The sequence below is a fragment of the Nitrospirales bacterium genome, assembly GCA_031315865.1.
Taxonomy (GTDB): Bacteria; Nitrospirota; Nitrospiria; order Nitrospirales; family UBA8639; genus JAGQKC01.
This window is the reverse complement of record JALDRJ010000002.1, coordinates 1,670,857-1,697,034: the sequence shown is the minus strand read 5'-3', so window position 1 is coordinate 1,697,034 and position 26,178 is coordinate 1,670,857. Positions and strand designations below refer to the sequence as shown.

Genomic DNA, 26,178 nt, shown 5'->3' with positions numbered 1-26,178 from the left:
CGCGGGCGCGGGCGATATCACGCTGATCGCGGACACCATCGGCACCCAGGTGCTGACAATCAATTCGACCGGGCATTGGACGTACAAACCGAACGGCACCGCGTGGAGCGGCTACGGTGGCACGTTCGATTTCGACGGCACGTTGTCTGGCGGCACCTACACCGGGTTGGGCGACGCGTTATACCTAAAATTCCTCAATTTCAGTCAGTTGGGCGGACTCACGCTGGGGAAAGTCGGCAACACGATAGAGATCAGGACCTACGATCCGATCGACATCCAAGGCGACGTGAATCTGATCGGCAGTCGGATCATCACTGATGCGAGTATTGAAAGCAACGGTGGCGACATTCAGCTCTTGGCAAGCGGGTCCCTTGGGACATCTGGTGGTGACGTAGGGATCACCGTAAACGATACCCTCAACGCTAATGGCGGCGACATCAGCCTGAATGCATCGTTCGGCGCTGGAGGAACTTCCGGCGGGACCGACCGTGCGATTAGTCTATCCAGCGCCTCGATCACGACGACGGGCAGCGGAACCATAACCATCGTGGGCGACGCGACAAACAATCCCAACACGGGAAATACATGGGGCATGCAGGCTTCCAGCCCGTTGATTCAAACCGAATCCGGAGCGATCAACATCACGGGAACCGGGGGAAAAGCCTCCGGTAACTCACGTGGCTTCGCGGTCGATGGTTCCAGCGCAGATATTCTTTCCAGTTCCGGCGCCATCACGATCCACGACGCGCAACCGACCGGGCTGACAGGAACGTATACCGGTCTCTACCTTCGCCCCAGTTCAGCCGGGAACATCAACATAGGAGCCGACGGATCAACGGTCACGTCCAGCTCTTCGAACATCACGTTCCAGGCGGATAAAATGACCTTTGACGTCGCCGCCAGCGACATCACGACCAGCGGCGATGTGGTCATCGAGTCCGTTGGTACAAGCTTCCTTGCCGGCCTCACGCTTACGAATGCCAACATCACGGGCGACCCGAGCAGCCTGCGAGTTGGCAAGACCACGAACACGGCGAACGTGACCTTCAACACGGCAACTGTTGCTGGGCCAGTCACGATCTACGGCGGCGACATCACGATCAACCAGGACATTGACGTGAGCGGTGCATCCGGCGCCGGCATCCTGCTGAAGAGTCTTGGAAGCATTACGGTCAATTCCAGCGCGGCTCTCACCACCACTAACGGTCACGTCATCGGATGGAGCAGTGCAGATGGCGGCGACAAAAATGGCTATATCTACCTGGCCGATGGCAGTTCGATTTCAACCAATGGCGGACACGTGTGGTTAGGTGGCAGTACCGATAAGGGCAATCCGGGCACACTCAACGGTGACGGCTCCACGACGTGGAATGGCTTAACAGTTGGGAATGGGTATGCGGCCAGCGGCGCGGGCGTCCCTATGCCCAACGGTGTCAATTGGCGAGCTGGCATCGGAATGGCAAACGCGACGATTTCGACCGCTGGTGGTGACTTCTACGCGGCCGGAATGGACTTGAATATCGACGGCGGCTCCCCTATTGCAGGCTCTGGTATCGTTCACGGCGGGACTAACGGTTCGATAAGTGCGGGTAGTGGCACGATTGAGATGCATGCGTACGCTGGGTCGAGCGGCGCCTACTCCATGTTGATCGGTCTGCACCCCAATGGCGTCGACAGTTTGTTAACGCTCACCAGCAGCTCGAATGACCCAACAGCCATTTCACTGTCTGCCGAGACGGCATCGACCGATACGTCCTTTTCGGCGCTGCTGATCGAAGACAACTTGACGATACAGTCCACAGGCACCGGCGGCATCACGCTGACCGGCCGGTCTGCCGCAACCGAGGGCATTCGCGTCGGCAGCACAGTCGATAGTGGCAACCTTGAAGCACTGGCCACTTCGGGCACCATTACCATTGACACCGGAGACGATCAACTCGCGTTTTTCAATGCATCAAGCCAAAGTTACCTTGGTGCCAAAACGGGATCGTCGATACTCAGTTCGAGCAGCGAGATCGTCATCGTGGCCGACCAAGTGCCAAACAATTCAGCCAACCTGAATATCAAGACGACAGGGACCCTGGCTTTTCAACCCTCTTCCAGCGCCGGTACGGGCGCGAATACGTCAGCCGACACCACCGGGTGGGATTTTGGAAGCACGTTGACTGGCCTCAATGTAGGCACTTCCGGCAAGCCGTATGACACCGTCACGCTCGGCAGTACCGCTACAATCAACGGCGACATCACCCTCTACGGAGGGACAGTCGCGATCAATGCCCCGCTGACCGCCACGGGCAGCAATACCGTCACCCTTACCGGCACGGGCTCCGTCACGGACGGCGCCAGCGGGTATCTGACGGCCGACAAGCTGGCCCTCTTAGGCGGCAACGTGACATTGGATCATAGCAGTACCAACATCGGAACCCTGGCGGCCAGCGGCGTGGGAACCCTCAGCTTCACCGACAGCAATGCGCTGACGATCGGCACGGTCAACCCTACCGGGATTACCGCCACTGGCGCCGTGAACATCGCGACCCTCACCGGAGACCTCACCGTCTCAGACAATATCAGCGGCACCAGCATTACGCTGAATGCCGGCAAAAATGCAGCAGCCGGCACAGCGACTGGCGGCAACCTGCTTATCAGCGGTTCACCAACCCTGACCGCCACGACCGGGAACACCACACTGTATTCCGGCAATGTGTCCGGCAGTACCGGCCTGACGAATCTCATTGGCTCAGGCAGCGGAAACTTCCGCTACCACTCCGATGAAGCGGCAAGTAACTTTACTGCCGCACTTGGCGCCACAGGGACATACGCGATCTACCGGGAGCAGCCATCGGTCACTGTCACAGCCACGGATGAAACCATCACCTATGGGACCATGCCCGCAACGGCCATCACAATCAACAGCCAAAATGGGGATACAAGCCCGCAAATTTTTAGCACGCCACCGTCGATCTCCGTGGGCGGCAGCACTTCGACCTCTGGCCGTTATACGGCAGGGACCCACAGTCTCACGATTGGTGGAGCCGTGGATCAATTAGGCTATGCGGTCGTCACGAACAACGGCACGTTGACCGTCAACCAGAAAACCATCACGACCCCGCTCCCCGTGAACAACAAGGTGTATGATGGCACAACCGCCGCCTCAATCAGCACCACTGGCAATGGGGTGATCACGGGGGATGTGGTGACCGTCAACGGCACGGCAACGTTTGGGGATAAAAACGTCGGAACCGGCAAGACCGTCAACCTGACAGGATTGACGATCACCGGGACTGACGTGAGCAATTACGTCTTGAGTTCAACGACCGGGACTTCTTCTGCCAATATTACCCCCAAAGCCCTCACCGTCTCCGGCCTTACCGCCGCCAATAAAGTCTATGACGGCACCACGAGCGCCACCGTCGATCATAGCGGCGTTACCTTTACCGGCCTCGTCGCCGGCGATACCGTCACCGCCGCCAACACCACCGGCACCTTTGCCGATAAAAACGTGGGCGCCGGCAAATCCGTCGCCTTAAGCGGCACCACCTACGGCGGAGCCGATGCCGCCAACTACAGCGTAACCGATCAGACTTCGACCACCGCCAACATCACGGCCAAAGCCCTTACCGTCTCCGGCCTGACCGCCACCAATAAAGTCTATGACGGCACTACGAGCGCCACCGTCGATCATAGCGGCGTTACCTTTACCGGCCTCGTCGCCGGCGATACCGTCACCGCCGCCAACACCTCCGGCACCTTTGCCGATAAAAACGTGGGCACCGGCAAATCCGTCACCTTAAGCGGCACCACCTACGGCGGAGCCGATGCCGCCAACTACAGCGTAACCGATCAGACTTCGACCACCGCCAACATCACGGCCAAAGCCCTCACCGTCTCCGGCCTGACCGCCACCAATAAAGTCTATGACGGCACTACGAGCGCCACCGTCGATCATAGCGGCGTTACCTTTACCGGCCTCGTCGGTGGCGATACCGTCACCGCCGCCAGCACCACCGGCACCTTTGCCGATAAAAACGTGGGCACCGGCAAATCCGTCACCTTGAGCGGCACCACCTACGGCGGAGCCGATGCCGCCAACTACAGCGTAACCGATCAGACCTCGACCACCGCCAACATTACGGCCGCATCTCTGACGCTCTCCGGGACCACTGGACTCGATAAAGTCTACGATGGCACGACCAATCTCCCTACAGGACAAACAGGATACGGCACGCTTGGCGGCCTCCTCGGCAGTGATGTAGTGACCCTGACCGGAACCCCGGTCTACAGTGATAAAAATGTCGGGGCCCGGACGATTCAGCAAGGCACCGTCGGCCTCCAAGGCGCCGACGCCGGCAACTATTCTCTTGCCTGGACGAATGGCAACGGGTCCATTACGCAGGCCCCGTTGACCATTCGGGCCAACCCCTCGGCCAAATTCGTCACCGAAGCTGATCCAGCCGGCTTTCATGGCATTTCGGTTGAGGGTCTCGTAAATGGGGAAACCACGAGTGTCCTTAGCGGCACCGCGGTGGTCAGCCGGAGCGATAGCGGGAACAATGCTATCGGCACCCATTCCTCGGTCCTGGTCCCCAGTGGGCTCAGCGCCACCAACTATAGCCTTACTTATGTCAATGGCGATTTCAGGATCGTCCCGGCAGAACAGCTTCTCGTGGAAGTGGCGAGTACCCCCACCTCCACCTTTGGAACCACTCCCACGTATACCGTGAGTAGCGCGCGCTATTTGAATAACAGCAACACAATTATCGATCTCACCGGGAACGTCAGCGCCAATGGTAATACCGTGACCCTCACCGATGGCGCCGGCGGAAACGCGGCGTTTACCCTCACGGCTCTGAACCCTCTGACGAGTACCGGCGGACATCTTCAAGTCGGCACTTACCAAGTCGGCAGCAACACGATTACCGAGTCCAGTGCGAATTTTAGTGATACCGTGACGTTCGTCGGCACCCATACCGTCACCCCTAAAACCGTAACGGTCCCCACGACTCAGGTCAGCAAGACGTATGACGGGACGACAGCCATGCCTGATCTCATGCTTGGGCTCACGGGTCTGGCCAGCGGCGACGTCGTAAACGTCACCGGGACTGGAACCTATGCGACGCCACAAGTGGGTACGGGACTCACCTATACGCTCAGCAGCATCGCGCTTTCCGGGTCCGATGCCGGCAATTATGTCACGGGCGGAAGCCTTTCACGCACGGACGGGATCATCACCCAGAAACTCCTGACTCGACAGGGACTGACGGCCAATGATCGAGTCTATACTGGGGGCACGGCCGCGACTCTCAGCAATGTGGGCACCTTGGCCGGCGTCGTCCATGGCGATACGGTCTCCTCCGATGGCAGCGGCGCCACAGCGATGTTTGCCGATAAAAACGTGGGCACCAACAAAGTCGTGACGGTCACAGGACTCGGTCTTGGCGGAGCGGATGCCAGCAATTACACCGTGAGCGCCACCGACAGCACGACGGCCTCCATCACCCGATTAGGCACGGTCACCTGGACAGGGGGAGCGACAGGAGATTGGTTTGATCCGGCCAACTGGGCAGGCGGAGCGGTCCCGGATCTCGCCAACGTCGAAGCCGTAACGATTCCGACTGGCGTGACCGTGACGTTCAATGATCAGAGCGTCACGCCCCCCGCACAGACAGGGACGGTGGAAATCACGAGCCTGGGGACCAATGGCGGTCTCGCGATGCAACAGGGGACGTTACAAGTGGGCACCGGCGGAGTGACGTTGAATAGCCTGGATCAAACGGGCGGAACGGTCTCCAGCACCGGCGATATCATGCTCGGGCGTTTCACGCAAAGTAGTGGCTCAACATCAACCCAGGGCAACTTCACCACAACACAGGAATATGACCAACCGGGCACCGGCACCGTCACCGTCGGCGGGACCACCACACTCACGGATACGTCGGGAGGACTTCGTCTCGGCAATCTTTCGAGTACTGGCCCATTAGTGGTCACGAGTACCGATGGCGACATTACCCAAACGAGCGGGACCACGCTGACGGCAGGCAGTACTAGTCAATTCACCGCACGGACTGGTGGACAACCGGCGGATATTCTCCTCCCCAATCCCGGCAATGATTTTCTCGGCCTCGTCGATTTGAACGGCCGAAACATCACTATCGTGGATGGGAATGGCGGACTACAGACAGGAACGGTCACCTCCACAGGCCAACTGGCCCTCACGGGCGTGGACAGTGTCGCGATCGAGAACTCGGTCGTGGACACTCTTGGAGGCATCTCGAGCCAAACGGGAGTGAATGTGATTCCACCCGTCGGCACCCCCGCCACGCTCCCCGCTGTGAGCCTTGAAGTACTCACCACAGTCGCGAATGCCGGTTCCACGAACGCGCCACTGCCACTTGTCGTCCCTACGCTGACGACGCTGGCCAGTCCGATACCGCAGACGACGATCATTCAGGAAGTGAAAGACGTGACTCCCTATGGCCCCGGACTCATCACGATTTCCCTTCCCCGCGACCGACCACGCGATAACACTGGATTCCTCATTGAGTTCCCAGAATCCATCAAGCAAACCCTGTCCACCTTCACCGGAACGTTCGAACTCGCTCACGACCAGCCGCTGCCGGCTTGGCTCACCTACGAAGCGGCAGACAGGCGATTTCGTCTCACATCGCCCCCTCCGAGCGCATTCCCGCTGGAAATGAAGATCAAGACAGGAGGACGGGAATTGATGGTCGTGTTTTCCGAGCAGAATTAGAGCGAATCCACATACGTTCCAACCGGCAAATACGACAAACCCCGCGCGGGACGACGAAGAACCAGACGGAAGTTATTTTAAACGGCCATCACAGCCCTGCGAGGTCCGTGCATGGCTCGTTCGTCAAAAGGCGTCGTCTTTGATCCGGTAGATATCAGGATTGTCGGGATCGACGATGTAGGAGAGCCTGAGAGTCGGGACCTTCTTTTCTGATTTCTCTTGAGGCTTGGGGTCGGTTAACAGCAAAACCACCATGCGGCCCCGAACATCCGTCCCACGAAACACCAAGAGGATGCCTTCACCTAACGGGGCATTCATCATCAATCCTTCCTTTTGAAAGCCTTTACGGAAAAAATGTTCCCGTAACTGATTGGCGATCGCGACTATCTCATCAGGAGTCGTGGCCGCTGACGCAGCCCCACCCCAGATGACATTGATTTGAATCAATTGTTTGGATTGAAACCCAAAAATATAATACAGCGTGGCCGTACCACTTTCCGGCAATAAATCGTCCACCGTCACCTTCAGGTTTTCCGTTTTTTGGGTGGGATGTTTCTCCCGTTGAATCGCTTCCGGTTCTATTGAAAAATCGTTCAAAATAGCCTGTTCCACCTCTTGCACGTTCATCCCAAAACGTGCGGACCGAAACCCTTCGAGCGTGACTCGTGTCTCGTTGCCGGAGTCGACGGATGATTCCGCTACCGCTGAAGGAGGTGACAAGAGCATTCCACAGAACATGGTCACCATGACTCCCATATACCCGAACCGCATGAAACGTGGCATACGCACACCTCCTGTTCTCATGAAGGACCAAGCCTCACCATACACTCCATGCTCTAACGGCTATCTGACTCCCCATCGTCCCATGTGGGTCTCGTTCCTCACACCCAAACGTCACGTCTGTGTTCTTTTCTCTATATCATCGATCTTTCCTTCAGGCAAAATCCCGCCTTCCTGGCGAAAGTCTCCTAGCCATAACGCACTTCCTATGGTAAATCCTTGAAACACTGCAAAACACTCGGTACACTTTCGCTTTTTATTTGCTGACTCCTTTCTATGACAGTGCATCTCCCCGAACAATCCAGGCATGGCCAGTGGTCATCCCGCTGGACCTTTATCTTAGCCGCAACCGGCGCGGCGGTCGGCCTGGGGAACATCTGGAAATTCCCATATTTAACCGGCGAGCATGGTGGAAGCGCGTTCGTATTGATCTATATCGTCTGTGTGGCCGCGCTTGGCATCCCGTTGATGATGGCGGAAATTTTGTTGGGACGACGTGGCCGCTCGACTCCGATCAACAGTATGCAAGTCTTGGCCACAGAAACCAACGCCAGCCAAGGATGGCAGATTATCGGATGGTCTGGGACCATCGCCGGAATGTTGATCCTGTCGTACTACAGCGTGATCGGGGGATGGACGCTGGCGTATATTTTTAAATCCGCCATCGGGACATTTAGCGAGGCGTCGGGAGAGCTGGCCGCTTCCACCTTTTCTGAATTTGTCGGCAGCCCATGGACTCTGTTTTTGTGGCATAGCCTATTCATGATCATCACGATGGGCATCGTCGCCGGCGGGGTACAAGGTGGGCTGGAAAAAGCTGTTCAGTATCTCATGCCCACCCTCTTCGCTCTCCTCGTGTTGATGGTGGGCTACAGCATGACAACCGGGTTTTTCGGGAAAGGCTTGGCCTTTCTCTTCACTCCCGACTTCAGCAAACTCTCCGGAGCCAGCATGCTCACCGCCATGGGACAAGCCTTCTTTAGCCTCAGCCTGGGTATGGGTACGATTATGGTTTACGGCTCCTATGTTCCGAAGGGGACGTCTATCGCCAGTACGACCGTCGCGATAGCGATTGCCGACACCGTAGTCGCTCTCCTTGCCGGTATGGCGATTTTCCCGATCGTGTTTGCCAATGGGATGGAGGCCGGGTCAGGTCCCGGCCTCATTTTCCAAACACTTCCCGTGGCATTCGGCAATATGACGGGCGGTATCGCCTTTGGCTCGTTGTTTTTTATTCTCTTGTTAGTGGCCGCCTGGACATCCTCCATTTCACTCATCGAACCGCTCGTAACCTGGCTGATCGAACGATTCGACATGTCCCGTATCACCGCCTCGCTCTGGTCTGGTATCGCTACCTGGCTGTTCGGATTGGGAACGGTGTTTTCCTTCAATATTTGGGAGAACATCACATTCTTTGGGCTGAACTTTTTCGAGCTTCTCGATTTTGTCACTTCGAATATCATGCTCCCGCTGGGAGGCATTCTCATCGCCATCTTTACAGGCTGGCTGATGAACCCTCAACTCACCAAGTCCGAACTCAAGATCCAAAATCCCACCCTATACCTGGTCTGGCAAGCGCTGGTTCGATACATCGCGCCAATTGCCGTGTTTATCGTGCTGCTCACGTCTGTCGGGATTTTGTAACCACACCTGTCTCGTCGTTCATCGTTCGTGTTTCGTTATTGGGAGTGTTGAAGGATCGTAGCAAATGAAGATCGGATCACGGTTCTTAACTCGCTTGACCCTCCCTACCACAATTTGCTAGTTAGTAATAATTCCTAAAAGAGAATCAGATGAAGACAGTTCCTGAAACAATTCGACAACGATTCAAAGAGCAAGGGTTAAAGATCACGCCTCAGCGTACGGCGATATACAAGGCCTTGATTGAAACGGCAAGCCATCCCACGGCTGAGGACTTGTACCGGCACGTTTCCCAAGATTACCCGATGATTTCTCAAAACACGGTGTATTACACCCTTGGCGTGTTACAACAGGCCGGACTCATTCGTGAAGTCAATGTCGGACATGATCGAGCCCGGTATGATGGCAATCTCTCGCCCCATCATCATTTGATCTGTCATACCTGCCAATCAATCGTGGATGTCATGGATGAACGTTTAAACACGCTGGCGTTCCCGGATGGCCTACCACAAGGATTTACCATCACGGATTATCAGGTAGAGTTTCGAGGATATTGCAAGAGTTGTCAGAAGAGAACGTGAGTGACGTATTCACGATTCGTTATTTTTCAATCATTAAGGAGGGTGTGTCATGGGTAAGAGTTTGAAAGGAACAAAGAGTCATCAAAACTTAAAAGACGCGTTTGCCGGTGAATCACAAGCGAATCGACGCTATCTCTATTTTGCACGCCGTGCAGATATTGAGGGCTACACCGATGTCGGGGGGCTCTTTCGTGACACGTCTGAAGCGGAAACCGGACATGCATTCGGGCACTTGGACTTTTTAAAAGAAGTGGGTGATCCTGCGACGGGCGTACCCATCGGGAATACCGAAGCCAACCTCAAGGCGGCGATTGAAGGCGAAACGTACGAGTACACACAGATGTATCCTGGCATGGCCAAAACTGCGCGAGAAGAAGGGTTCGAAGAGCTGGCAGAATGGTTCGAGACGTTGGCGAAAGCTGAAAAGTCGCACGCCAACCGGTTCACGAAAGGCTTAGAGTCTCTTTCTCTCTAAGGACGCACGAACCCAAGTGGTTCGCCCCAGGCAGGAGTAAGGATCCCTGTCTGGGGTTTTCACTACCGATTTTCTCTTCTTTCTCTTCCAGGACTTGTTATGAAAGGCTTTGACCTGATCACCCCCGGATGGAACCGCTCGCAACTCGAGACAGAAACGTTGCGCGTGTTCGACATCTGCGATGGATGTCGCCGCTGCTTCAACCTCTGTCCTTCGTTTAATACGCTCATCGACCGGATCGACGACTACGACAATGACGTGAATAAATTTACGGCCCATGATTTCGAGCGGATTGAACAAGAATGCTACTACTGCAAGCTGTGCTTTAACCACTGTCCCTATTCCCCGCCCCACAAGTATGAAATCGATTTTCCACGCCTGATGACTGCCTGGAAAAAGCAACGGGTGAAGGAAAAGGGGTCGACCATGCGCGACCGATTGCTCGTTCAGACGGATTTCATCGGAAAGATGGGGACGCTGACGGCTCCCCTCACGAATTGGGCCTTGCGGACGCCCTGGGTCCGTCATGTGATGGAACGCCTGATTGGTGTCCATCGGGATCGTCAGATTCTTCCTTTCCAGAAAGAATCCTTTCCTTCATGGTGGTCCAAGAGAAAGACCGCAACGGCCAAGCCAGCCGCTAAGAGAAAAGTGGCGTTGTTCCCGAGCTGCATGGTGAACCATCAAGCAACGGACATCGGGAAAGCGACCGTACAGGTCTTAGAGAAGAATGGCATCGACGTCGTGGTGCCCGAAGGCCAGCGATGCTGTGGCATGCCCTCCTTTGACCTCGGAGATACGGAGAGCATGATCGCAACGGCTCAGGCCAACTACCAGACATTTCGACCCTACCTCGAGTCCGGTCATGACATTATCGTTCCGACTGCCAGCTGTAGTTTGATGCTGAAACGTGAATACCCCTACCTTCTTCCTGACAACGATCAGATCAAAACTCTGGCGGAACGGACCTATGATATTTGCGAGTACCTCATGAAACTGAAGAAAGACGGGAATCTCACTGTTGAATTCCCTCAAAATCCTGGGCGCGTGGCCTATCAGATTCCATGTCATCTGCGTGATCAAAACATCGGGTTTAAGTCCAAGGAACTGATGGAACTGACCGGCGCCAAAGTTCAGCTCATCGAAAAGTGTTCCGGTCATGATGGAACGTGGGGTGCTAAGGTCGAATTTTTTGATCTGTCGATGAACATCGCCAAAAAGGCGGTGAGAGAGATCGAAGATGACTTAGTCGATGTTGTCGTCTCCGATTGCCCGCTGTCTGCACTCCAGCTCGATCAAGTGCGTGACATCGCGCGGGACTCTCCAAAGACCGCTCGCCATCCGATCCAGATTATTCGAGACGCTTACGGGCTTTCCTCATGAATAAGATTACCCAACACGATCTCCTCTCTCACGCAGACTACGAAGCCCGGCGTACGGCCATTCGCCGGGACATTATTGACCTCAAAAAACGACGCCGTGTCTCCGTGGGCGACCTGGTCACATTGATCTTTGAAAACCGTGAAACCCTGTTGTTTCAAATCCAGGAAATGATCCGCACAGAACGGATTTTCGACGAAGCCAAGATTCAGGAAGAAATTGATGTCTACAATGTGTTGTTGCCCGAATCCGGAGAATTAAGTGCAACGCTGTTTATCGAGATTACCGACTCTGAACGAATCCAAGAACTCCTCGACTCCTTTCAAGAGATCGATCGCTCTGACACCCTGGCCATTCGTGTCGGCGATCAACGCATCTACGCGGAATTTGAGGCAGGTCACAGCAAAGAAGACAAAATCAGCGCGGTGCACTTTGTCCGGTTCAAGACCAATCCGGCCTTTCGTCAATCATTAGGAAACTTTGATCTTCCAGCTTCTCTGTGCCTGACGCACCCACACCATCAGGCTGAAGTGGCGGTTTCAAAAGAAATGCGCGAAGAATGGTTGAAAGATCTCACATTATGATTATCTCCTTAATAAACCAACAGAAGTTGGCGATAATATCACGGAGAATCAATGGCTTGTCAGGTGTGGCTCGATTGACAACCTATTGGTGGCTTGCTAAAATTAAAGGCTCCCATCAATTCAGATTTTCCTTTTAGTTTCATTAACTTATAGCATCGGAGGCCGAGAGATGGTAACCATTACCGAGATCGCGGAACAAAAAATCAAGGAAATGATAAAGGACGAAGAGAGCGCCGTTGGACTCCGTATTTACGTTAAAGGCGGAGGATGCAGCGGTTATCAATATGGAATGTCCTTCGAGGACAAGATCGGCGATGACGATACGATGATCGAAAAAGGCGACGTCAAAGTCATCGTTGATTCTCAAAGCGCACCGCTCCTCAGTGGAGCCGAAGTGGACTATGTTGACAGCCTGCAGGGTTCGGGGTTTGCGATTAAGAATCCGCAAGCCAAGAGTACGTGTGGCTGTGGTAGCTCTTTTTCGACCTGATCGTACGGTTTCAGAAAATCTCTTAAAGGGGCTAGGGCGTGAATCTCACAGCCCAGCCCCTTTTTTCATTCTTTATCTTTCCCCGCCCCTTCTAAGGCGAGACGACCAAGAAGGCCAAGACCAAGAAAAAAAGAAGGGAAAGCTTCAATCCACTATCTTAAGACCCTTACGCAACGAAACCTATGTCCAAAGCTACATTAACTAAACGAACTGAATTCTGCTCCTCCCATCGATACCACAATCCCAACTGGGATGATGCCAAGAACCGAGAAGTCTTCGGCCCATGCAACAATGAAAACACGCATGGACATAATTACATGCTCGAAGTCACGCTTTGCGGTCCCATTGATCCAGTCAATGGAATGATCATCAACCTGTATGACTTGAAGATTTATCTCTGGGATATCTTGAAAGAATTCGATCATAAAAACTTAAATCTTGATACATCGTATTTCATAGACCGCATTCCCACGACGGAAAACCTCGCGGTCACGTTATGGCAGCGGCTGGAGCAGCATCCCCACATGCCTCCCCTCGAGCGCATCAGACTTTACGAGGATCACACCCTGTTTGCAGATGTCACGTTCGACCTCTTACATGGATTAGATGGTTCGGCCCAAACCCCGCATGCGGACGTCACGAGACGATATCACTTTTCAGCAGCCCACAATCTATCTCATGGACAAACCACGGGACACAACTACACGGTGGATGTCACCGTCACCGGTCCCATCGCACCGGACACCGGACAAGTCGTCAATCTTGCAACGTTAGATGCGCTGGTGAAGGAACATGTGTTAGCTCGATTCGAAGGGAAAAACCTTTCTGACGATCAAGCATTTGCCGATTTCCCTCCCAGCGAACCCTCACTCTCACACGTCCTGTGGGATATCCTTCACGAGAAAATCTCGGAAGCCACATTGACTCAAATCACTGTCAGTGAGGGGCCAAACTCACATGCCGTGTATCGAGAGCGATAAAAGAAGACGGAAAGGCACGAAATACTTATGGGTTAACCAGATGCTGGTCGATCAATGTCGCTAACTCTGGAGCCTCGAGTTTCCCCTCTCGGGTCAGCACGAGCGTTCCATTGGAAAAGAAGTGGGTGGTGGGGTAGGTTTTGAAGCTATGTTGTTTTTTGATGTTCCGGCATTTTCCAGGAACGTGCATTTTGGCTTTCCCGATCCGGATGTTCTCATACTTGGCGGCGGTTTCGACTAAAATCGGGTCGTACGCCTGACAGCCATCACAGGGCACGATCCCATACACCACGACCGCAGCCGGCGATTTGGTCAATGCTTCATAGTTTTCATCCGTGACATTTTCGACGGTTCCAGGCATTGCGTATCCCGTTTTTCGTGATGTGTAGAGAAAATGTTCTCAAGAAGAAGGGGATCTTCGGAAGATCCCCTTCTTCTTTCCCTTGACGACGTTAGCCCATGGCTTTGAGCGCATCGATGATTTCTTTATCATCACGAGCGGTCTTAATTTCTTGCACTTTGACGTAACCAACCTTGCCGTCTTTCCCAACGATCACAGTTGCGCGCTTTGAACAATTGAGCGGCTCGAAATAGAGACCGTACGACTTACTCACCGAACGGCTCATATCGGCCAGCAACTTATGCTTCAGATCCAAAGCATCGGCCCACGCCTTGTGTGAAAAGAAACTATCGCAACTGACTCCAAACAATACTGAATTATCGGATTCCAAGCTCGGGAAGTCATCAGTCAGGCACTTATTTTCCCCTTCACAGACAGGGCTCCAATCCAGCGGGTAGAAAGCAAGCACGACGTTTTTCTTCCCACGGAAATCACTGAGTTTTACATCATTTTGATCCTGATCTTTCATCGTGAAATCAGGTGCTTCGTCACCGACCTTAATTTCAGGCGCAACATCGGACATGAGAACCCTCCCTTTATTAATGACAAATAAGACTCTTCAACATTACCTTCAAAGGAGGTACCATGGGATTCAAATCTTTGTCAACACGTGAAAAAGACCTACATCTTTCCACGTTTTCAGCACTTCGCCATGCGACGGGGCCTCTCCACATAATCGCTTTCACACAATTTCCCCCCGCGTCAGCTCATCGCCGCGCATGCGTCTTGGTGCCTTGTAATTTCGACACATGCAGGGTATCGTAAAGTTATGTAGTCATGCATGCCACTTCCTGCCATCCCAAGACGAAAGACTCGTCCTTACAATTTCCTGAAAACTCTATATGGCTGATACACGATCGTTTCGCACCACTCTGACCCACATCTTTTTTTCTAGAAAATTCGTCATTGGGGTAGCCATTTGCGGAGGACTCGCGATTGGTGGTCTCGTCAGCATTCTCTGGATTGGCACACAGGGTCTCCCCTCGATTGAGTCGCTTCAGGACTATCAACCGAGTCTCATAACCCGCGTGTACTCGGATGAAGGCGATGTAATCGGCCAATTTTTCGTCGAACGCCGCATTTACATATCCATCGATGATATGCCGAAATCCCTCATCAATGCGATCATCGCCGTCGAAGACACCAGATTTTTTGAGCATCCCGGCCTTGATATCGTTGGCATCGGTCGAGCGGCGTGGACAAACTTGAAAAGTGGCGGCAAAGTGCAGGGCGCGAGTACGATCACTCAACAACTCGCCAGAACGCTGTTCCTGTCTCGTGAACGAACATACAAGCGAAAGATTCGAGAGCTCATTCTCGCCTTCAAAATGGAACTCGCATTGAGTAAAGAAAAAATTTTGGAGATGTATCTCAATCAAATATACTTCGGACACGGCGCCTATGGCGTCGGAGCAGCCTCTCACACCTACTTCGACAAAAGTCTTACGGACATTACCCTCGCGGAAGCGGCGATCCTGGCTGGCCTCCCTAAGGCGCCGAATACCTACTCCCCCTACCGTAACCCGGAACTGTCAAAAAACCGACAGGAACACGTATTAAAGCGTATGGTCCAGGCAGGATTTATCTCCCAGGAAGAAGCCAATGAAGCTGCTGCCACAGAACTCGCATTCCACCGAAAATCCATCAAGCCAATTGCATCCTACTTTTTAGAGCACATTCGTCAAACATTGGTCGACCATTATGGAGAAACGATGGTCTACAAAGGCGGCCTACAAGTCCATACGACGTTAAACGTGGCCATGCAACAGGCTGCCGATCAAGCCATTCACCGTGGCCTGCATGAACTGGATAAGCGACAGGGCTGGCGAGGGCCGCTAGGACATGTGTCGTTGAAAGAACTGGCTGACAATCCCGTTGAATCTTCTGACAAGTCTAATGCCCACGGCTTCCATAAAGCCATCGTGACCAAGACATCGAAGGAGTCCGCTGAAATCTTGGTCGACAATCTTTACAAAGGACAGATCGCCTTAGCCGACATGGCTTGGGCTAAACGGCGACTGAAACCCGGTAAAGAAGTGACTGAAGCCACATTTCGACAAAATCTTACGGCAAATCAGATTCTCAAGCCTGGAGATATTATCGAGGTTGCGGCCAAAAATGGAGATCTCGAATCAGGGACGTTTGTCCTTGAACAAACACCTCTAGTCGAAGGCGCATTACTTTCCCTCGATCCACGAACAGGAGCCGTACGCGCGATGGTGGGGGGCTATGACTTTCAACGAAGCGAATACAATCGGGCCATCACCGCCAAACGTCAGCCTGGCTCGTCGTTTAAACCAATCATCTATGCGGCGGCACTCAACAGGGGGTTCACACCCGCCACGCTCGTCCTCGATGCTCCAGTTGTCTACGAACAGGAAGAGGAAGGAGAAATCTGGAAACCGGAAAATTACGAAAAACGTTTCTTTGGCATGATTTCATTACGTGAGGCCCTTCGTCACTCACGCAACGCGGCGACGGTCAGGCTCTTAGAACAGATTGGCGTGCAGGATGTGATGGACTTGGCGAAAGCGCTCGGGATTGACAGCCCTCTCAGCCAAGACCTATCCCTCGCGCTTGGCTCCTCAAGCGTGACCCTTCAAGAAATCACCTCATCCTATGGAGTCTTCGCCAATCAAGGACTCTGGCTACCTCCGTATACCATTACGGCCGTGAAAAACATTGACGGCGAAGTCCTTGAGCAACACATCTTCGAACCGCAGCAGGCGGTCTCGAAAGAAACCGCGTACCTCGTCACCAATATGATGATGGACGTGATTCAAAGTGGAACCGGCCGCCGAGCAAAGTCCATCGGACGGCCATTGGCTGGGAAAACGGGCACGACCAATAGCTATCATGATGCGTGGTTTGTCGGCTATGCTCCAAACCTGGCGACCGGAGTGTGGGTGGGATTTGACGACGTTCGTACGCTCGGAAGGCTGGAGTCAGGCGCACATGCCGCTCTACCAATCTGGACTGAATACATGGCCAATGCCTTACAGCCCTTGCCCGTGACAACTTTCACGATTCCTGATGGCATTCACTTTGCCCAGATAGATACGAAAACCGGAAACCTGCCAACACAGAATTCTACGAGTACCGCCACCGAAGTCTTTGCCGAAGGAAGCGAGCCGACAAAGCCACCCCCTCCCAAACCCAGCCCCTTAGACTTTTTTGAGATGGACCAGATCGGTCCATCCTCGGCTACGGCTAGTCCATCGTTTTTGGGGAACATTCAAGAGAGATCAGAATACATAGGAGAGAACTAGAACGAATCGTGTACTGAAGTTTAGCTGTCTTTATATTCTTCGTACCACGCCATCTGAATGGCTTCGAGCTTTTTTTCATTTGAGCCTTTGGGATCCGCCGTAAACTCGGGCCACGCCACGATCCAGGCATGCATGTCGGTAAACCGTACGGTCAGCGGATCGGTATCCGGATGTTCTTCGTAGAGACGGATACCAATTTCTTCGACATCATCCCACGTTAATTCTTGTGCCATATTTTATCCTCGTTCCCCATGCTTCTCATAACTCCGATTTGATCCCATCAGGTCACTTCAGAAAGTTTCTTATTCTCTAACGCTTCTTTGAGTGTTGCATCCATCAAGACCTCGGCAAGATGATACGTGACTTTTTCGACCTCACTGATTTTCGAACGAATCACCCGGTGGTCATCAACTTCTTTGACCGATTTGAGTTCATCCAGGACTTGCTGAATTTTCTTGACCTCACTGTCACGAATTAAACTCTTTCCGCGCATCAAAGCCTTCTCTGTCGCTACGAGTATCGCATCGGCTTCAGTTCGTGCTTCTATCACTTGACGTTGCCTAATGTCTTCGGCAGCGAATTCAAACGATTCCCGAACCATTCCTTCGACTTCATCATCAGTGAGTCCATGCGAAGGCTTTACTTGGACGGATTGCGCCTCGCCTGTTCTAATGTCTTTGGCTGTTACATGCAACATGCCATTGGCATCGATCAGAAAGGTGACTTCCACGCGAGGCACGGCCGCAGGTAAAGGCGGGACCTTCAGTTGAAAACGCGCCAAACTGCGGTTGTCTTTCACCAATTCTCTTTCGCCTTGCAGAATATGAATATCGACGGATGTTTGCCCATCCACATAGGTCGTAAACATTTCCTTCGCGCTCGTCGGAATTGTGGTGTTGCGTCGAATTAAAGTACTCATGACGCCACCCATGGTTTCGATGCCCAATGATAAGGGCGTCACATCCAGCAAGAGCATATCTTTTTTGTTACCGCTCAGGATATCAGCCTGTACAGCGGCCCCGAGCGCCACGACTTCGTCAGGATTCAAGTCACAATGGGGCTCTTTCCCGAATAATTCTTGTACTCGACGACGAACCAGCGGCATTCGCGTACTTCCACCGACCAACACCACTTCGTCAATCTGTTCAGCGAGAAGCCCGGCGTCTTTCAAGGCAAGCCGGCAAGGCCCTAAAGTCTGCCCGACTAATTCTTTGGTGAGACTTTCCAACTCATCTCTGGTCCATTCTCGTTCGTACACGCCCTTCAAGTCAGGAAGTTCGACCCTCGCGTTCGCGGTGAGCGTATCTGACAGAGTGATCTTAAGCCGTTCAGCTTCCAACCTGATGGCTTGGACTAATTCTGAATGCTCATGCGCATCGATCGAATAGTGCTCCTTGATTTCCCGGATCAAGACATCGGTTACGCGCTGATCGATATCATCCCCTCCCAGATGCGTGTTCCCGTTCGTCGCCAGGACCTCAAAGATTCCGCCCTTCAACTGCAGAATAGATATATCAAACGTGCCCCCGCCTAAATCATACACCGCGATGCAGCCTTGGGTTTTTTTCTGAAGACCATAGGCTAAGGCGGCGGCGGTCGGTTCATTAATGATCCGCAACACCTCAAGGCCAGCGATCATTCCGGCATCCTTCGTCGCTTGGCGCTGACTGTCGTTAAAATAGGCCGGAACCGTAATAACGGCTCTCGTGATGCTCTCCTTTAAATGCGACTCGGCCCGGCTTTTCAATTCTTTCAAGACCATGGCCGAGACCTGCGGAGGTGAATAGAGTTTTTCACCAATTGCAATACGAATCACCCCGTTTTTTTCCTGGAGTGAATAGGGGAAATATTTGAGTTCTTCGGCGACATCGGCCAAGGTCTTTCCCATAAATCGTTTTACGGAATAGATTGTGCGAGAGGGATCTCGAACTAAGTGCTCCTTGGCTGGCTCCCCAATAATGAGCCCATTATCCGTCATCCCCACAATGGACGGAACTTTAGCCTGACCATGGAGATCGGCGATCACGCGAGGATGTACGCCATCCATATAAGCCACTAATGAGTTCGTCGTCCCAAGATCTATTCCAACAATTCGTGACATAATGCAGTACCTATATGAATTTGGCTTATGAAAATCGTTATGAGGTCGTTTCTATAAGATCATTCACGATATTTCGAACATAGGTTTTGTCCGAGAGGATTTCCCGCATTTCCTTGAGTATGATCTCTTTCCTATCTCGGGCTTCACCGGAGTCTGGAGAACCTTGCTGTACGGCATCCCACTCTCCAAATTTTGCTTTCAGGGAAGATTCCATCTGTGCCTGCCGCTGCTCCAACGTTTCTCGACTGGCATTCAGTTTCTGTCGCAACGCCTCACGTCGATCCTGATCGTGTGAAGACAGCGCACGATATTCCTCGAGATCCTCTTGAAGCTCAAGTATTTCATCAAACAGGTCAGCCGGTGGAGTTGAACGAATTTCTTTCACGGCGCCGGCCTCCAAACGGATTAAATATTCCGCCCGCTGAATAGGATCTTTTAACGTCCGATAAGCTGTGTTGAGCAAGGCAGAATTTCCCAGGCTAATGGTTTGTTCCTGTTCGTCCTTATCTGAATAGAAATCAGGATGAAACGTGCGACTAAGATCATAGAAGTTTTCTTGGAGTTTTTCCTGATCGATGCTTAACAGGCGGGGAAGCCGCATGCACGTGAAATAGTCCAGATCCTTTGAGAGTGGCTGGACTTTGACACACTGCCCGCACAGATATTCCCCTTTCACCTCGGATTGGCAGTGCCAACACATGCTTCGTGCCATCGGTAATTCTTTTGCTGATGCGTGTCTGCCGTGTTCGTGATCCATTCCTTGTATCCTATGGCTCAAAAAACGGGCATGACCAACTTCGCCATGCCCGCGACAAAAAATGCCAAATAACGTTCCCTATCAGCTATCTACATGCAATAGCACTCCTCAACCTCGACGCCAATCAGGCCGAGAAGGATTCCCCGCATCCACATGTTTTACTGGCATTGGGGTTGATGAATTTAAACGCTCCGCTCACCATATCTTTTTCATAATCAAGCGTCATTCCAGTCAAATAAATGGCGCTTTTCGCATCAACGATGACTTTGACCCCATCGACGTCAGATACCGTGTCAAATTCTCCAATTTTATCATCGAAGTTTGTCGTATAGCTTAATCCAGAGCACCCGCCACCTTTGACTCCAAGCCGAAGCCCTCCCTCAGTAATACCTTGAAGGTCAAGAAGTCGCTTCACCTCTTTGATGGCCGCATCCGTCAAGGTCACGATCGGCGTTTCTGTTGTCTTCGTTTCCATCGTTTTTTCCTCTCTCATACTTATGATACTCATCTTCATCCGTTTATGATGAGGCCGCTCCTTCAACTTTCGAGCCTTCCTCTGCTTTTTTCCTATAATCATTCAAGGCCGATTTAATGGCATCTTCAGCCAACACCGAACAATGAATTTTGACTGGAGGCAAATTCAATTCCTGTACAATTTCAGTGTTCTTAATCTGTCCCGCTTCTTCTACCGTCTTCCCCTTTAACCACTCGGTGGCTAGACTTGAACTCGCGATCGCTGACCCGCAACCGAACGTTTTAAACTTCGCATCAACGATCGTCTCGTTTTCCACCTTAATCTGAAGCTTCATCACATCACCACATTCTGGAGCTCCCACAATACCCGTTCCCACTCCCTCTTCATCCTTGCCGAAACTTCCCATATTACGGGGATTGTTGTAGTGGTCAATGACCTTCTCGCTATACGCCATGATCGAAACCTCCCTTTATTGACAAGAATATGCAGAAATACTGTTCATTAATGCGCTGCCCATTGCACCGTTTTGAGATCAATACCTTCTTTGGCCATTTCATACAAGGGGGACATGGCCCGTAGATGATTGACCGCTTTCACCATCCGGTCAATAACGTATTCCACTTCTTCTGCAGTGTTGAAGCGGCCCAACCCGAACCGGATGGAAGAATGGGCCAGGTCAGATCCGACTCCTAATGCTCGCAACACATAGGAAGGCTCAAGAGTGGCCGAAGTACAGGCTGACCCGGAAGACAGAGCGATTTCTTTCACGCCCATAAGCAGGGCTTCACCTTCAACATAGGCAAAACTCAGGTTGAGATTCCCTGGCAAGCGTTCTGTCCGGTGACCGTTTAGGTAGACTTCTTCAAGTTCTTTGGTAATCCCTTCCTCCAACCGATCTCGTAACTTGATGAGTCGAGAAGCCTCGGTCGCCATCTCCTGCTCGCATAGTTCGCAGGCTTTTCCAAAGCCCACAATAAGCGGAACCGGGAGGGTTCCCGACCGCATGCCTCGTTCATGTCCTCCACCATGTATCATCGGTTCCAAGCGGACGCGAGGACCTTTCCGGCGAACATAGAGAGCTCCAATGCCCTTCGGGCCGTATATTTTGTGACTCGTAAAGGCCATCAAATCCACACCCAATTCTTGAACGTCCACGGGAATTTTCCCAACTCCTTGCGTCGCGTCACAATGCAAAAGGATCCCCTTTTCCTTCGCGATTTTCCCGATTTCCTTGATCGGATTAATCGTCCCGATTTCATTGTTCGCGAGCATGACCGAAATCAAGATGGTCTTGTCGGTTATCGCATTCCGGACATCGTCAGGGTTCACCATGCCATATTTATCGACATCTAAGTAGGTGACGCGTACTCCTTTTTTCTCGAGAGCTTTCGCGGTGTCGATCACAGCACGATGTTCTGTCGCACTCGTGATGATGTGGTCGCCTTTGTCTTTATACATTTCCACGACACCCTTGAGTGCGAGGTTGTCGGATTCCGTAGCGCCACTGGTAAATATGACTTCTTTCGGATCTGCATGGATCAGTTTGGCAATTTGCTTTCGCGCGGTATCCACCCCTTCCTCAGCTTCCCATCCAAAACTGTGATTCCGACTCGCCGCATTCCCGAACTTCTCGGTAAAGTACGGAAGCATGGCTTCCACAACCCGAGGATCACACGGAGTCGTGGAATGATTGTCTAAGTATATCGGCAACTTCATAATCGCACTCCTTCTGTTTTACGCGATTCGACGATAATTAATGGGGAGCCAACTGCCATATCTTCAATGGACATACTGTTCAATAGTTGATGAATGCTCTCTTGCACCTTTAAAAGCGGCGTTCGGATATTACAATGATCCATTTGGTCGCAGGGCGATGCTTCCTTGTCATGGTAACAATCAGCAATGCCCAACGGCCCTTCAATGGCTTCCAGCACTTGAGCGATAGTGATTCGCTTCGGTTCACGGGCCAAGAGATATCCCCCTTTAGGTCCATTGTGGCTTTCAATAATATCTTGCTTCGCCAATGCTTGAAGAACTTTGGCAAGAAGCTCAACGGGAATATTATGCTCTTCCGCCACTTCTTTGGTGTTCACCACTCTCGCCTCCGTCACTTCACCAAACTGGACCGTGGCCATGTATTGCAACGCCATAAGTGCATAATCAGCCTTTTTCGAGAGTTTTAACATTTTACTGCTCAATAGCCCTTAAGCACTTTTCAAATCATCCTTAAGTCCGACAAATATTATCGGATTAAGAATATCATTGACCTGGCAATCTAGTCAAGACTAAAATGGTCGGAGATTGAATTTGTCGGAGAATTAACAAGTTAATTTCAACAAGTAGTAAAAATACGATATGCCATTGAATATTAAGTGATTTTTCAAGTTACAAGAGACGAATTACCATCACTAAGAAGGAGAAATCATGGGAGGCAGCAATCCATACATTGAAAAAGTTGACTCACCAACTGCGACGAAGTCTTTTACGATTACCTTTAAAAACCAGGATGAAACACTTGAGGTGAAGGTAGATCCCGGGAAAATTCCCTATGGCGAAACGGGTTTACCTGGAAGCGTTCTAGATGTCGCTCTAAGTGCCGGTATCGACATTGAACATGCCTGCGGCGGAGTCTGCGCTTGTTCAACTTGCCATGTGATCATTAAAGAAGGCCTGGACACTTGTCCTGAACCGACCGAAGATGAAGACGATCAACTCGAAGAAGCTCCTGGATTGAGTTTACAATCCAGATTAGCCTGTCAATGCGTGCCAAATGGTGAGAAAAATTTGGTCGTGGAAATTCCAGAATGGAATAAGAATCTTGTAAAGGAAGCACATTGACCCCCTATACCGCAAGTGTTTTTCTCAAATCATTCGTATAAAAACACAAAGGCCAGCGATGATTATTCGCTGGCCTTTCGTATTTGGCTCCCCGGGCAGGACTCGAACCTGCGACCATTCGGTTAACAGCCGAACGCTCTACCAGCTGAGCTACCGAGGAACAGATGGTCTTCGTCCATAGAAACGCCTAAACTATACCATACTCCATATTAGGATCAATACCACACTTCACACAATATTGCCTCTCCAATCATGATATCTTCTGCCAACATGGCCTCTTGTTAAAATTGAAAATCCGCAGAATCCTCTTCACCTTCCTCAGCTTCAGAGGCACCGCCTTCTGAAAGTCCCACAAAATGGCGAGCCCATGACAGGTAAATATTGGCACTGTCCTTCATGGCATCAGCGCCATTCACAAGTTTTGTAACTATATCAGGGTCTCCACCGGTCACTTCGATTTCTCTGGCCCGTTCGTTCAGCAAAAGATGGAATTGTTCCATTTGAGTCCCAATGTCTGAGAGCTTTTCTCGAAGCTGGTCACTCATATTCTGTCCTCTTCACCAAGTTATTCTGTGACGATCAATCAATTTCTACTGACGGTCTTTATGCCCAGGGGACACAAAAAAGCCCCGCGACTTGCTGAGACGACATCGCGGGGCTTATACACGTTTTCGTTTTTACCCCTGATAGGCCTGCCCCAACTCCGCGGCTTCCCCTTCTTTATCCATGAGTGTTCCATCGGAGTTTACCGCAACCATCGCGATCGCTTGATGTTTGGCCGCATCACACACGACCTTACATAGCTCACATCCTTTGCAGCGATCGATATTCACTTCCGCGACCATTTTATCAGAATTCAAGTCAAGACAATTCGCTTCGGGGCAATACATGATACACAGCCGACACCCCTTTTTCGCCACGCATTTCTCATCTGTCACAAGTGCAACGTTATACATCTATCTTTATCCTTTTTCGATTCTAGATTTAGGCAGCCGCCGCCTCGCCAACTTGCAATTCCACATTATTCTTCTCGGCCCATTCGGATGCTATCTCATACGCACGAACGACCGTTTCTAAATTCTTCTTTAACAACATCTCTTTCTTGGCGAATTTTTTCTTGATGGCTTCATCCAGAGTTGCTGTTCCCCCAGAAGCCACAAACTTCTTACCAAACCGTTCTTGAAGAGCGCTATCTAAGGCTTCCATTGAAACGCACTTCGTAATGCCGGCAACCGAACCAATCATGGTCATGTTTGTTGAAAGTTCAGTCCCTGCAATGTCCAGAGCGATATTGGTCCCAGGAATGTTAAAGACGGCAACGTTTAAATCTTTGAGTCTGACTTGATCTTCTTCCGACAACAGTGGCATGTCCGTGTTAATAATGACGATTCCACCTTCCTTGATACCAGAATAAAACGGCATCGTATAACTTTTCCCCATGGTGATCACCTGAGGGTGAAAGACTTCAATGACATCCGGGAAGACTAATTCCCCCCGATCATAAATTTTCTTGATACCGATTCGGCAGTAGCTTTCAGCCGGAGCCATTCGCTTCTCTGCGCCGAAAAATGGATTCGAAATCGCAAATTTTCCATCTTTGGCCGCAGCCATGGCCATGACATGCGCCGCCGTCACAGCGCCTTGTCCTCCTAGCCCGGACATTCGAATATTGATTCGTCGTTTTATCATTGCTTGCCCTCCACGATCGGGATGATATCTGTTAGACTTAGGCGTTTTGCCCTGCGAGTTGTTTTTTGGCCGCAGCCTTTCGTTCTTTTTCTTTTGCGGCAAGTTCTGACAGCAATTCTTTTGCCGGCTCACTCACATATTCTTTATACGCAAAACGTTCTGTCGGCTTTTCCGAGTCTCGCATTTCCTGGAGACCTTCCATGCTATTCTTTCCAATTTCTAGAATACATGGCGTATACAGCTGCAAATACGTTGGACCAATCTCGCGCGCGACATGAATCGCATTCTTAATGACCTTCTCAACCAAATTAGGTTTGCTGACCGTACAATTGACGACGTAATGACAACCTGACTCCCGGGCTATTTCAGGAAGGCGGACCTTTTCAAAGGTTTTTCCAACCGGGGCCATTTTGGCCACGAAGCCCTTTTGCATGAGCCCGCTTTCCTGTCCACCCGTGTTTGCGTACAACTCATTGTCAAAACAAATCGTGGTGAACTTCTCCTGACGGAACCAGGCCTGCAAGGTCATATCTAAACCGATATCAACCGTTGCACCATCACCAGCCAGCACGACAACATCTTTGTGGCGATCAGGGAAACGAACGCTGAGTGCCCGCTTTAAACCTGAAGCAATGGCATTCTGATTACCAAAGAGTGAATGAATGTTATGCACAGCGACATGGGGAAACACCAGGCTTGTACATCCGGTCGAACCAACCATGACTGTATCTTCTGGATTCGGGAGAGAAGCCAAGATGTACCGGAATGCCATTGATTCTGGACAACCAGCACAGAGTGAATGTTCTTCGATCAATTCTTTAGCATTTCCAATATCTTTCCATCCACGTGTCTCATTACCATAGGTCGCACGGTCAACAAGATCTTGATATTCGGGAGGCATGATCTCAAACATCTCAGGAGCGATTTTAATTCGTTCTTTGCTCATCGTATTCTCCTTTTATTTTGAATCGTCCTACAAACGATTTCGAA

General features: G+C 51.6%; 24 protein-coding genes and 1 tRNA gene. 10 read left to right on the top strand and 15 right to left on the bottom strand.

The features are described 5' to 3' along the window. Window positions 1–49: 49 nt before the first annotated feature. Window positions 50–6,748: a YDG domain-containing protein gene (locus tag MRJ96_07890; protein ID MDR4501354.1), complete on the top strand. Its 6,699-nt coding sequence runs from the start codon at window positions 50–52 to the stop codon at window positions 6,746–6,748. A 123-nt stretch (window positions 6,749–6,871) separates the two neighbouring features. Here MRJ96_07890 and MRJ96_07885 read toward each other — a convergent pair whose 3' ends face one another. Then, on the bottom strand, window positions 6,872–7,531 hold the full coding sequence (locus MRJ96_07885; GenBank protein ID MDR4501353.1) for a hypothetical protein: 660 nt from the start codon (window positions 7,529–7,531) through the stop codon (window positions 6,872–6,874). Between the two features lie 273 nt (window positions 7,532–7,804). On the opposite strand from MRJ96_07885, the gene MRJ96_07880 reads away from it, so the two are divergent. The 7 genes from MRJ96_07880 (at window position 7,805) to MRJ96_07850 (ending at window position 13,659) form a co-directional block, all read left to right on the top strand. Beyond that, window positions 7,805–9,172 (top strand): sodium-dependent transporter, encoded by a 1,368-nt coding sequence (locus MRJ96_07880; protein ID MDR4501352.1) that lies wholly within the window; start codon window positions 7,805–7,807, stop codon window positions 9,170–9,172. Between the two features lie 149 nt (window positions 9,173–9,321). Next, window positions 9,322–9,750, top strand: a complete 429-nt coding sequence (locus MRJ96_07875; GenBank protein ID MDR4501351.1) for a transcriptional repressor — start codon at window positions 9,322–9,324, stop codon at window positions 9,748–9,750. A gap of 49 nt (window positions 9,751–9,799) precedes the next feature. After that, on the top strand, window positions 9,800–10,225 hold the full coding sequence (locus MRJ96_07870) for a rubrerythrin family protein (protein MDR4501350.1): 426 nt from the start codon (window positions 9,800–9,802) through the stop codon (window positions 10,223–10,225). A gap of 99 nt (window positions 10,226–10,324) precedes the next feature. After that, window positions 10,325–11,608 (top strand): hypothetical protein, encoded by a 1,284-nt coding sequence (locus tag MRJ96_07865; GenBank protein ID MDR4501349.1) that lies wholly within the window; start codon window positions 10,325–10,327, stop codon window positions 11,606–11,608. Beyond that, on the top strand, window positions 11,605–12,189 hold the full coding sequence (locus tag MRJ96_07860; protein ID MDR4501348.1) for a DUF3501 family protein: 585 nt from the start codon (window positions 11,605–11,607) through the stop codon (window positions 12,187–12,189). The genes MRJ96_07865 and MRJ96_07860 overlap by 4 nt, the downstream gene beginning before the upstream one ends. Before the next feature lie 169 nt (window positions 12,190–12,358). Continuing rightward, complete coding sequence (gene erpA, locus MRJ96_07855; protein ID MDR4501347.1) at window positions 12,359–12,679, top strand: iron-sulfur cluster insertion protein ErpA; 321 nt, start codon at window positions 12,359–12,361, stop codon at window positions 12,677–12,679. A gap of 182 nt (window positions 12,680–12,861) precedes the next feature. Then, window positions 12,862–13,659 carry a 6-carboxytetrahydropterin synthase gene (locus MRJ96_07850; GenBank protein ID MDR4501346.1) on the top strand — a complete coding sequence of 266 codons (798 nt, stop codon included), beginning with the start codon at window positions 12,862–12,864 and terminating at the stop codon, window positions 13,657–13,659. A gap of 25 nt (window positions 13,660–13,684) precedes the next feature. On the opposite strand, the gene MRJ96_07845 is transcribed toward MRJ96_07850, so the two are convergent. Continuing rightward, window positions 13,685–14,020, bottom strand: a complete 336-nt coding sequence (locus tag MRJ96_07845; protein MDR4501345.1) for a thioredoxin family protein — start codon at window positions 14,018–14,020, stop codon at window positions 13,685–13,687. Between the two features lie 91 nt (window positions 14,021–14,111). Then, window positions 14,112–14,582 (bottom strand): redoxin domain-containing protein, encoded by a 471-nt coding sequence (locus tag MRJ96_07840; protein ID MDR4501344.1) that lies wholly within the window; start codon window positions 14,580–14,582, stop codon window positions 14,112–14,114. Between the two features lie 319 nt (window positions 14,583–14,901). Here MRJ96_07840 and MRJ96_07835 point away from each other — a divergent pair, with 319 nt between their 5' ends. Further along, window positions 14,902–17,328: a PBP1A family penicillin-binding protein gene (locus MRJ96_07835; GenBank protein MDR4501343.1), complete on the top strand. Its 2,427-nt coding sequence runs from the start codon at window positions 14,902–14,904 to the stop codon at window positions 17,326–17,328. Between the two features lie 20 nt (window positions 17,329–17,348). Here the strand turns inward: MRJ96_07835 and iscX are convergent, their stop codons facing one another. The 7 genes from iscX to MRJ96_07800 form a co-directional block, all read right to left on the bottom strand. After that, window positions 17,349–17,561 (bottom strand): Fe-S cluster assembly protein IscX, encoded by a 213-nt coding sequence (iscX, locus tag MRJ96_07830; protein ID MDR4501342.1) that lies wholly within the window; start codon window positions 17,559–17,561, stop codon window positions 17,349–17,351. A gap of 47 nt (window positions 17,562–17,608) precedes the next feature. Continuing rightward, entirely contained in the window at window positions 17,609–19,429 is a 1,821-nt protein-coding gene (gene dnaK / locus MRJ96_07825) for a molecular chaperone DnaK (protein ID MDR4501341.1), read from the bottom strand. A 37-nt stretch (window positions 19,430–19,466) separates the two neighbouring features. Then, window positions 19,467–20,186 (bottom strand): Fe-S protein assembly co-chaperone HscB, encoded by a 720-nt coding sequence (gene hscB / locus MRJ96_07820; protein ID MDR4501340.1) that lies wholly within the window; start codon window positions 20,184–20,186, stop codon window positions 19,467–19,469. Window positions 20,187–20,310: 124 nt separating this feature from the next. After that, complete coding sequence (locus MRJ96_07815) at window positions 20,311–20,661, bottom strand: iron-sulfur cluster assembly accessory protein (GenBank protein MDR4501339.1); 351 nt, start codon at window positions 20,659–20,661, stop codon at window positions 20,311–20,313. A gap of 43 nt (window positions 20,662–20,704) precedes the next feature. Continuing rightward, window positions 20,705–21,115 carry a Fe-S cluster assembly scaffold IscU gene (gene iscU / locus MRJ96_07810; GenBank protein ID MDR4501338.1) on the bottom strand — a complete coding sequence of 137 codons (411 nt, stop codon included), beginning with the start codon at window positions 21,113–21,115 and terminating at the stop codon, window positions 20,705–20,707. A 47-nt stretch (window positions 21,116–21,162) separates the two neighbouring features. Further along, window positions 21,163–22,377: an IscS subfamily cysteine desulfurase gene (locus MRJ96_07805; protein ID MDR4501337.1), complete on the bottom strand. Its 1,215-nt coding sequence runs from the start codon at window positions 22,375–22,377 to the stop codon at window positions 21,163–21,165. Further along, on the bottom strand, window positions 22,374–22,847 hold the full coding sequence (locus tag MRJ96_07800; protein ID MDR4501336.1) for an Rrf2 family transcriptional regulator: 474 nt from the start codon (window positions 22,845–22,847) through the stop codon (window positions 22,374–22,376). The genes MRJ96_07805 and MRJ96_07800 overlap by 4 nt, the downstream gene beginning before the upstream one ends. Window positions 22,848–23,085: 238 nt before the next feature. On the opposite strand from MRJ96_07800, the gene MRJ96_07795 reads away from it, so the two are divergent. Then, on the top strand, window positions 23,086–23,499 hold the full coding sequence (locus MRJ96_07795; protein ID MDR4501335.1) for a 2Fe-2S iron-sulfur cluster-binding protein: 414 nt from the start codon (window positions 23,086–23,088) through the stop codon (window positions 23,497–23,499). Window positions 23,500–23,583: 84 nt separating this feature from the next. Here the strand turns inward: MRJ96_07795 and MRJ96_07790 are convergent. The 5 genes from MRJ96_07790 to MRJ96_07770 form a co-directional block, all read right to left on the bottom strand. Next, window positions 23,584–23,659 (bottom strand) — tRNA-Asn (locus tag MRJ96_07790). A gap of 121 nt (window positions 23,660–23,780) precedes the next feature. Beyond that, window positions 23,781–24,044 carry a hypothetical protein gene (locus MRJ96_07785; GenBank protein ID MDR4501334.1) on the bottom strand — a complete coding sequence of 88 codons (264 nt, stop codon included), beginning with the start codon at window positions 24,042–24,044 and terminating at the stop codon, window positions 23,781–23,783. A 132-nt stretch (window positions 24,045–24,176) separates the two neighbouring features. Further along, the gene (locus tag MRJ96_07780) at window positions 24,177–24,455 is read right to left on the bottom strand and encodes a pyruvate ferredoxin oxidoreductase (protein ID MDR4501333.1); all 279 of its coding nucleotides are present in this window, start codon (window positions 24,453–24,455) and stop codon (window positions 24,177–24,179) included. Window positions 24,456–24,483: 28 nt separating this feature from the next. Then, window positions 24,484–25,188: a 2-oxoacid:acceptor oxidoreductase family protein gene (locus MRJ96_07775; GenBank protein ID MDR4501332.1), complete on the bottom strand. Its 705-nt coding sequence runs from the start codon at window positions 25,186–25,188 to the stop codon at window positions 24,484–24,486. 37 nt (window positions 25,189–25,225) lie between these two features. Then, entirely contained in the window at window positions 25,226–26,134 is a 909-nt protein-coding gene (locus MRJ96_07770; protein ID MDR4501331.1) for a thiamine pyrophosphate-dependent enzyme, read from the bottom strand. Between the last annotated feature and the right edge of the window lie 44 nt (window positions 26,135–26,178).

Coding starts and splice junctions, on each gene's coding strand:
- MRJ96_07885 (MDR4501353.1), bottom strand. CDS start 7,531: ATGCCACGTTTCATGCGGTTCGGGTATATGGGAGTCATGGTGACCATG.
- MRJ96_07880 (MDR4501352.1), top strand. CDS start 7,805: ATGACAGTGCATCTCCCCGAACAATCCAGGCATGGCCAGTGGTCATCC.
- MRJ96_07875 (MDR4501351.1), top strand. CDS start 9,322: ATGAAGACAGTTCCTGAAACAATTCGACAACGATTCAAAGAGCAAGGG.
- MRJ96_07870 (MDR4501350.1), top strand. CDS start 9,800: ATGGGTAAGAGTTTGAAAGGAACAAAGAGTCATCAAAACTTAAAAGAC.
- MRJ96_07865 (MDR4501349.1), top strand. CDS start 10,325: ATGAAAGGCTTTGACCTGATCACCCCCGGATGGAACCGCTCGCAACTC.
- MRJ96_07860 (MDR4501348.1), top strand. CDS start 11,605: ATGAATAAGATTACCCAACACGATCTCCTCTCTCACGCAGACTACGAA.
- erpA (MDR4501347.1), top strand. CDS start 12,359: ATGGTAACCATTACCGAGATCGCGGAACAAAAAATCAAGGAAATGATA.
- MRJ96_07850 (MDR4501346.1), top strand. CDS start 12,862: ATGTCCAAAGCTACATTAACTAAACGAACTGAATTCTGCTCCTCCCAT.
- MRJ96_07845 (MDR4501345.1), bottom strand. CDS start 14,020: ATGCCTGGAACCGTCGAAAATGTCACGGATGAAAACTATGAAGCATTG.
- MRJ96_07840 (MDR4501344.1), bottom strand. CDS start 14,582: ATGTCCGATGTTGCGCCTGAAATTAAGGTCGGTGACGAAGCACCTGAT.
- MRJ96_07835 (MDR4501343.1), top strand. CDS start 14,902: ATGGCTGATACACGATCGTTTCGCACCACTCTGACCCACATCTTTTTT.
- iscX (MDR4501342.1), bottom strand. CDS start 17,561: ATGGCACAAGAATTAACGTGGGATGATGTCGAAGAAATTGGTATCCGT.
- dnaK (MDR4501341.1), bottom strand. CDS start 19,429: ATGTCACGAATTGTTGGAATAGATCTTGGGACGACGAACTCATTAGTG.
- hscB (MDR4501340.1), bottom strand. CDS start 20,186: ATGGATCACGAACACGGCAGACACGCATCAGCAAAAGAATTACCGATG.
- MRJ96_07815 (MDR4501339.1), bottom strand. CDS start 20,661: ATGGAAACGAAGACAACAGAAACGCCGATCGTGACCTTGACGGATGCG.
- iscU (MDR4501338.1), bottom strand. CDS start 21,115: ATGGCGTATAGCGAGAAGGTCATTGACCACTACAACAATCCCCGTAAT.
- MRJ96_07805 (MDR4501337.1), bottom strand. CDS start 22,377: ATGAAGTTGCCGATATACTTAGACAATCATTCCACGACTCCGTGTGAT.
- MRJ96_07800 (MDR4501336.1), bottom strand. CDS start 22,847: ATGTTAAAACTCTCGAAAAAGGCTGATTATGCACTTATGGCGTTGCAA.
- MRJ96_07795 (MDR4501335.1), top strand. CDS start 23,086: ATGGGAGGCAGCAATCCATACATTGAAAAAGTTGACTCACCAACTGCG.
- MRJ96_07785 (MDR4501334.1), bottom strand. CDS start 24,044: ATGAGTGACCAGCTTCGAGAAAAGCTCTCAGACATTGGGACTCAAATG.
- MRJ96_07780 (MDR4501333.1), bottom strand. CDS start 24,455: ATGTATAACGTTGCACTTGTGACAGATGAGAAATGCGTGGCGAAAAAG.
- MRJ96_07775 (MDR4501332.1), bottom strand. CDS start 25,188: ATGATAAAACGACGAATCAATATTCGAATGTCCGGGCTAGGAGGACAA.
- MRJ96_07770 (MDR4501331.1), bottom strand. CDS start 26,134: ATGAGCAAAGAACGAATTAAAATCGCTCCTGAGATGTTTGAGATCATG.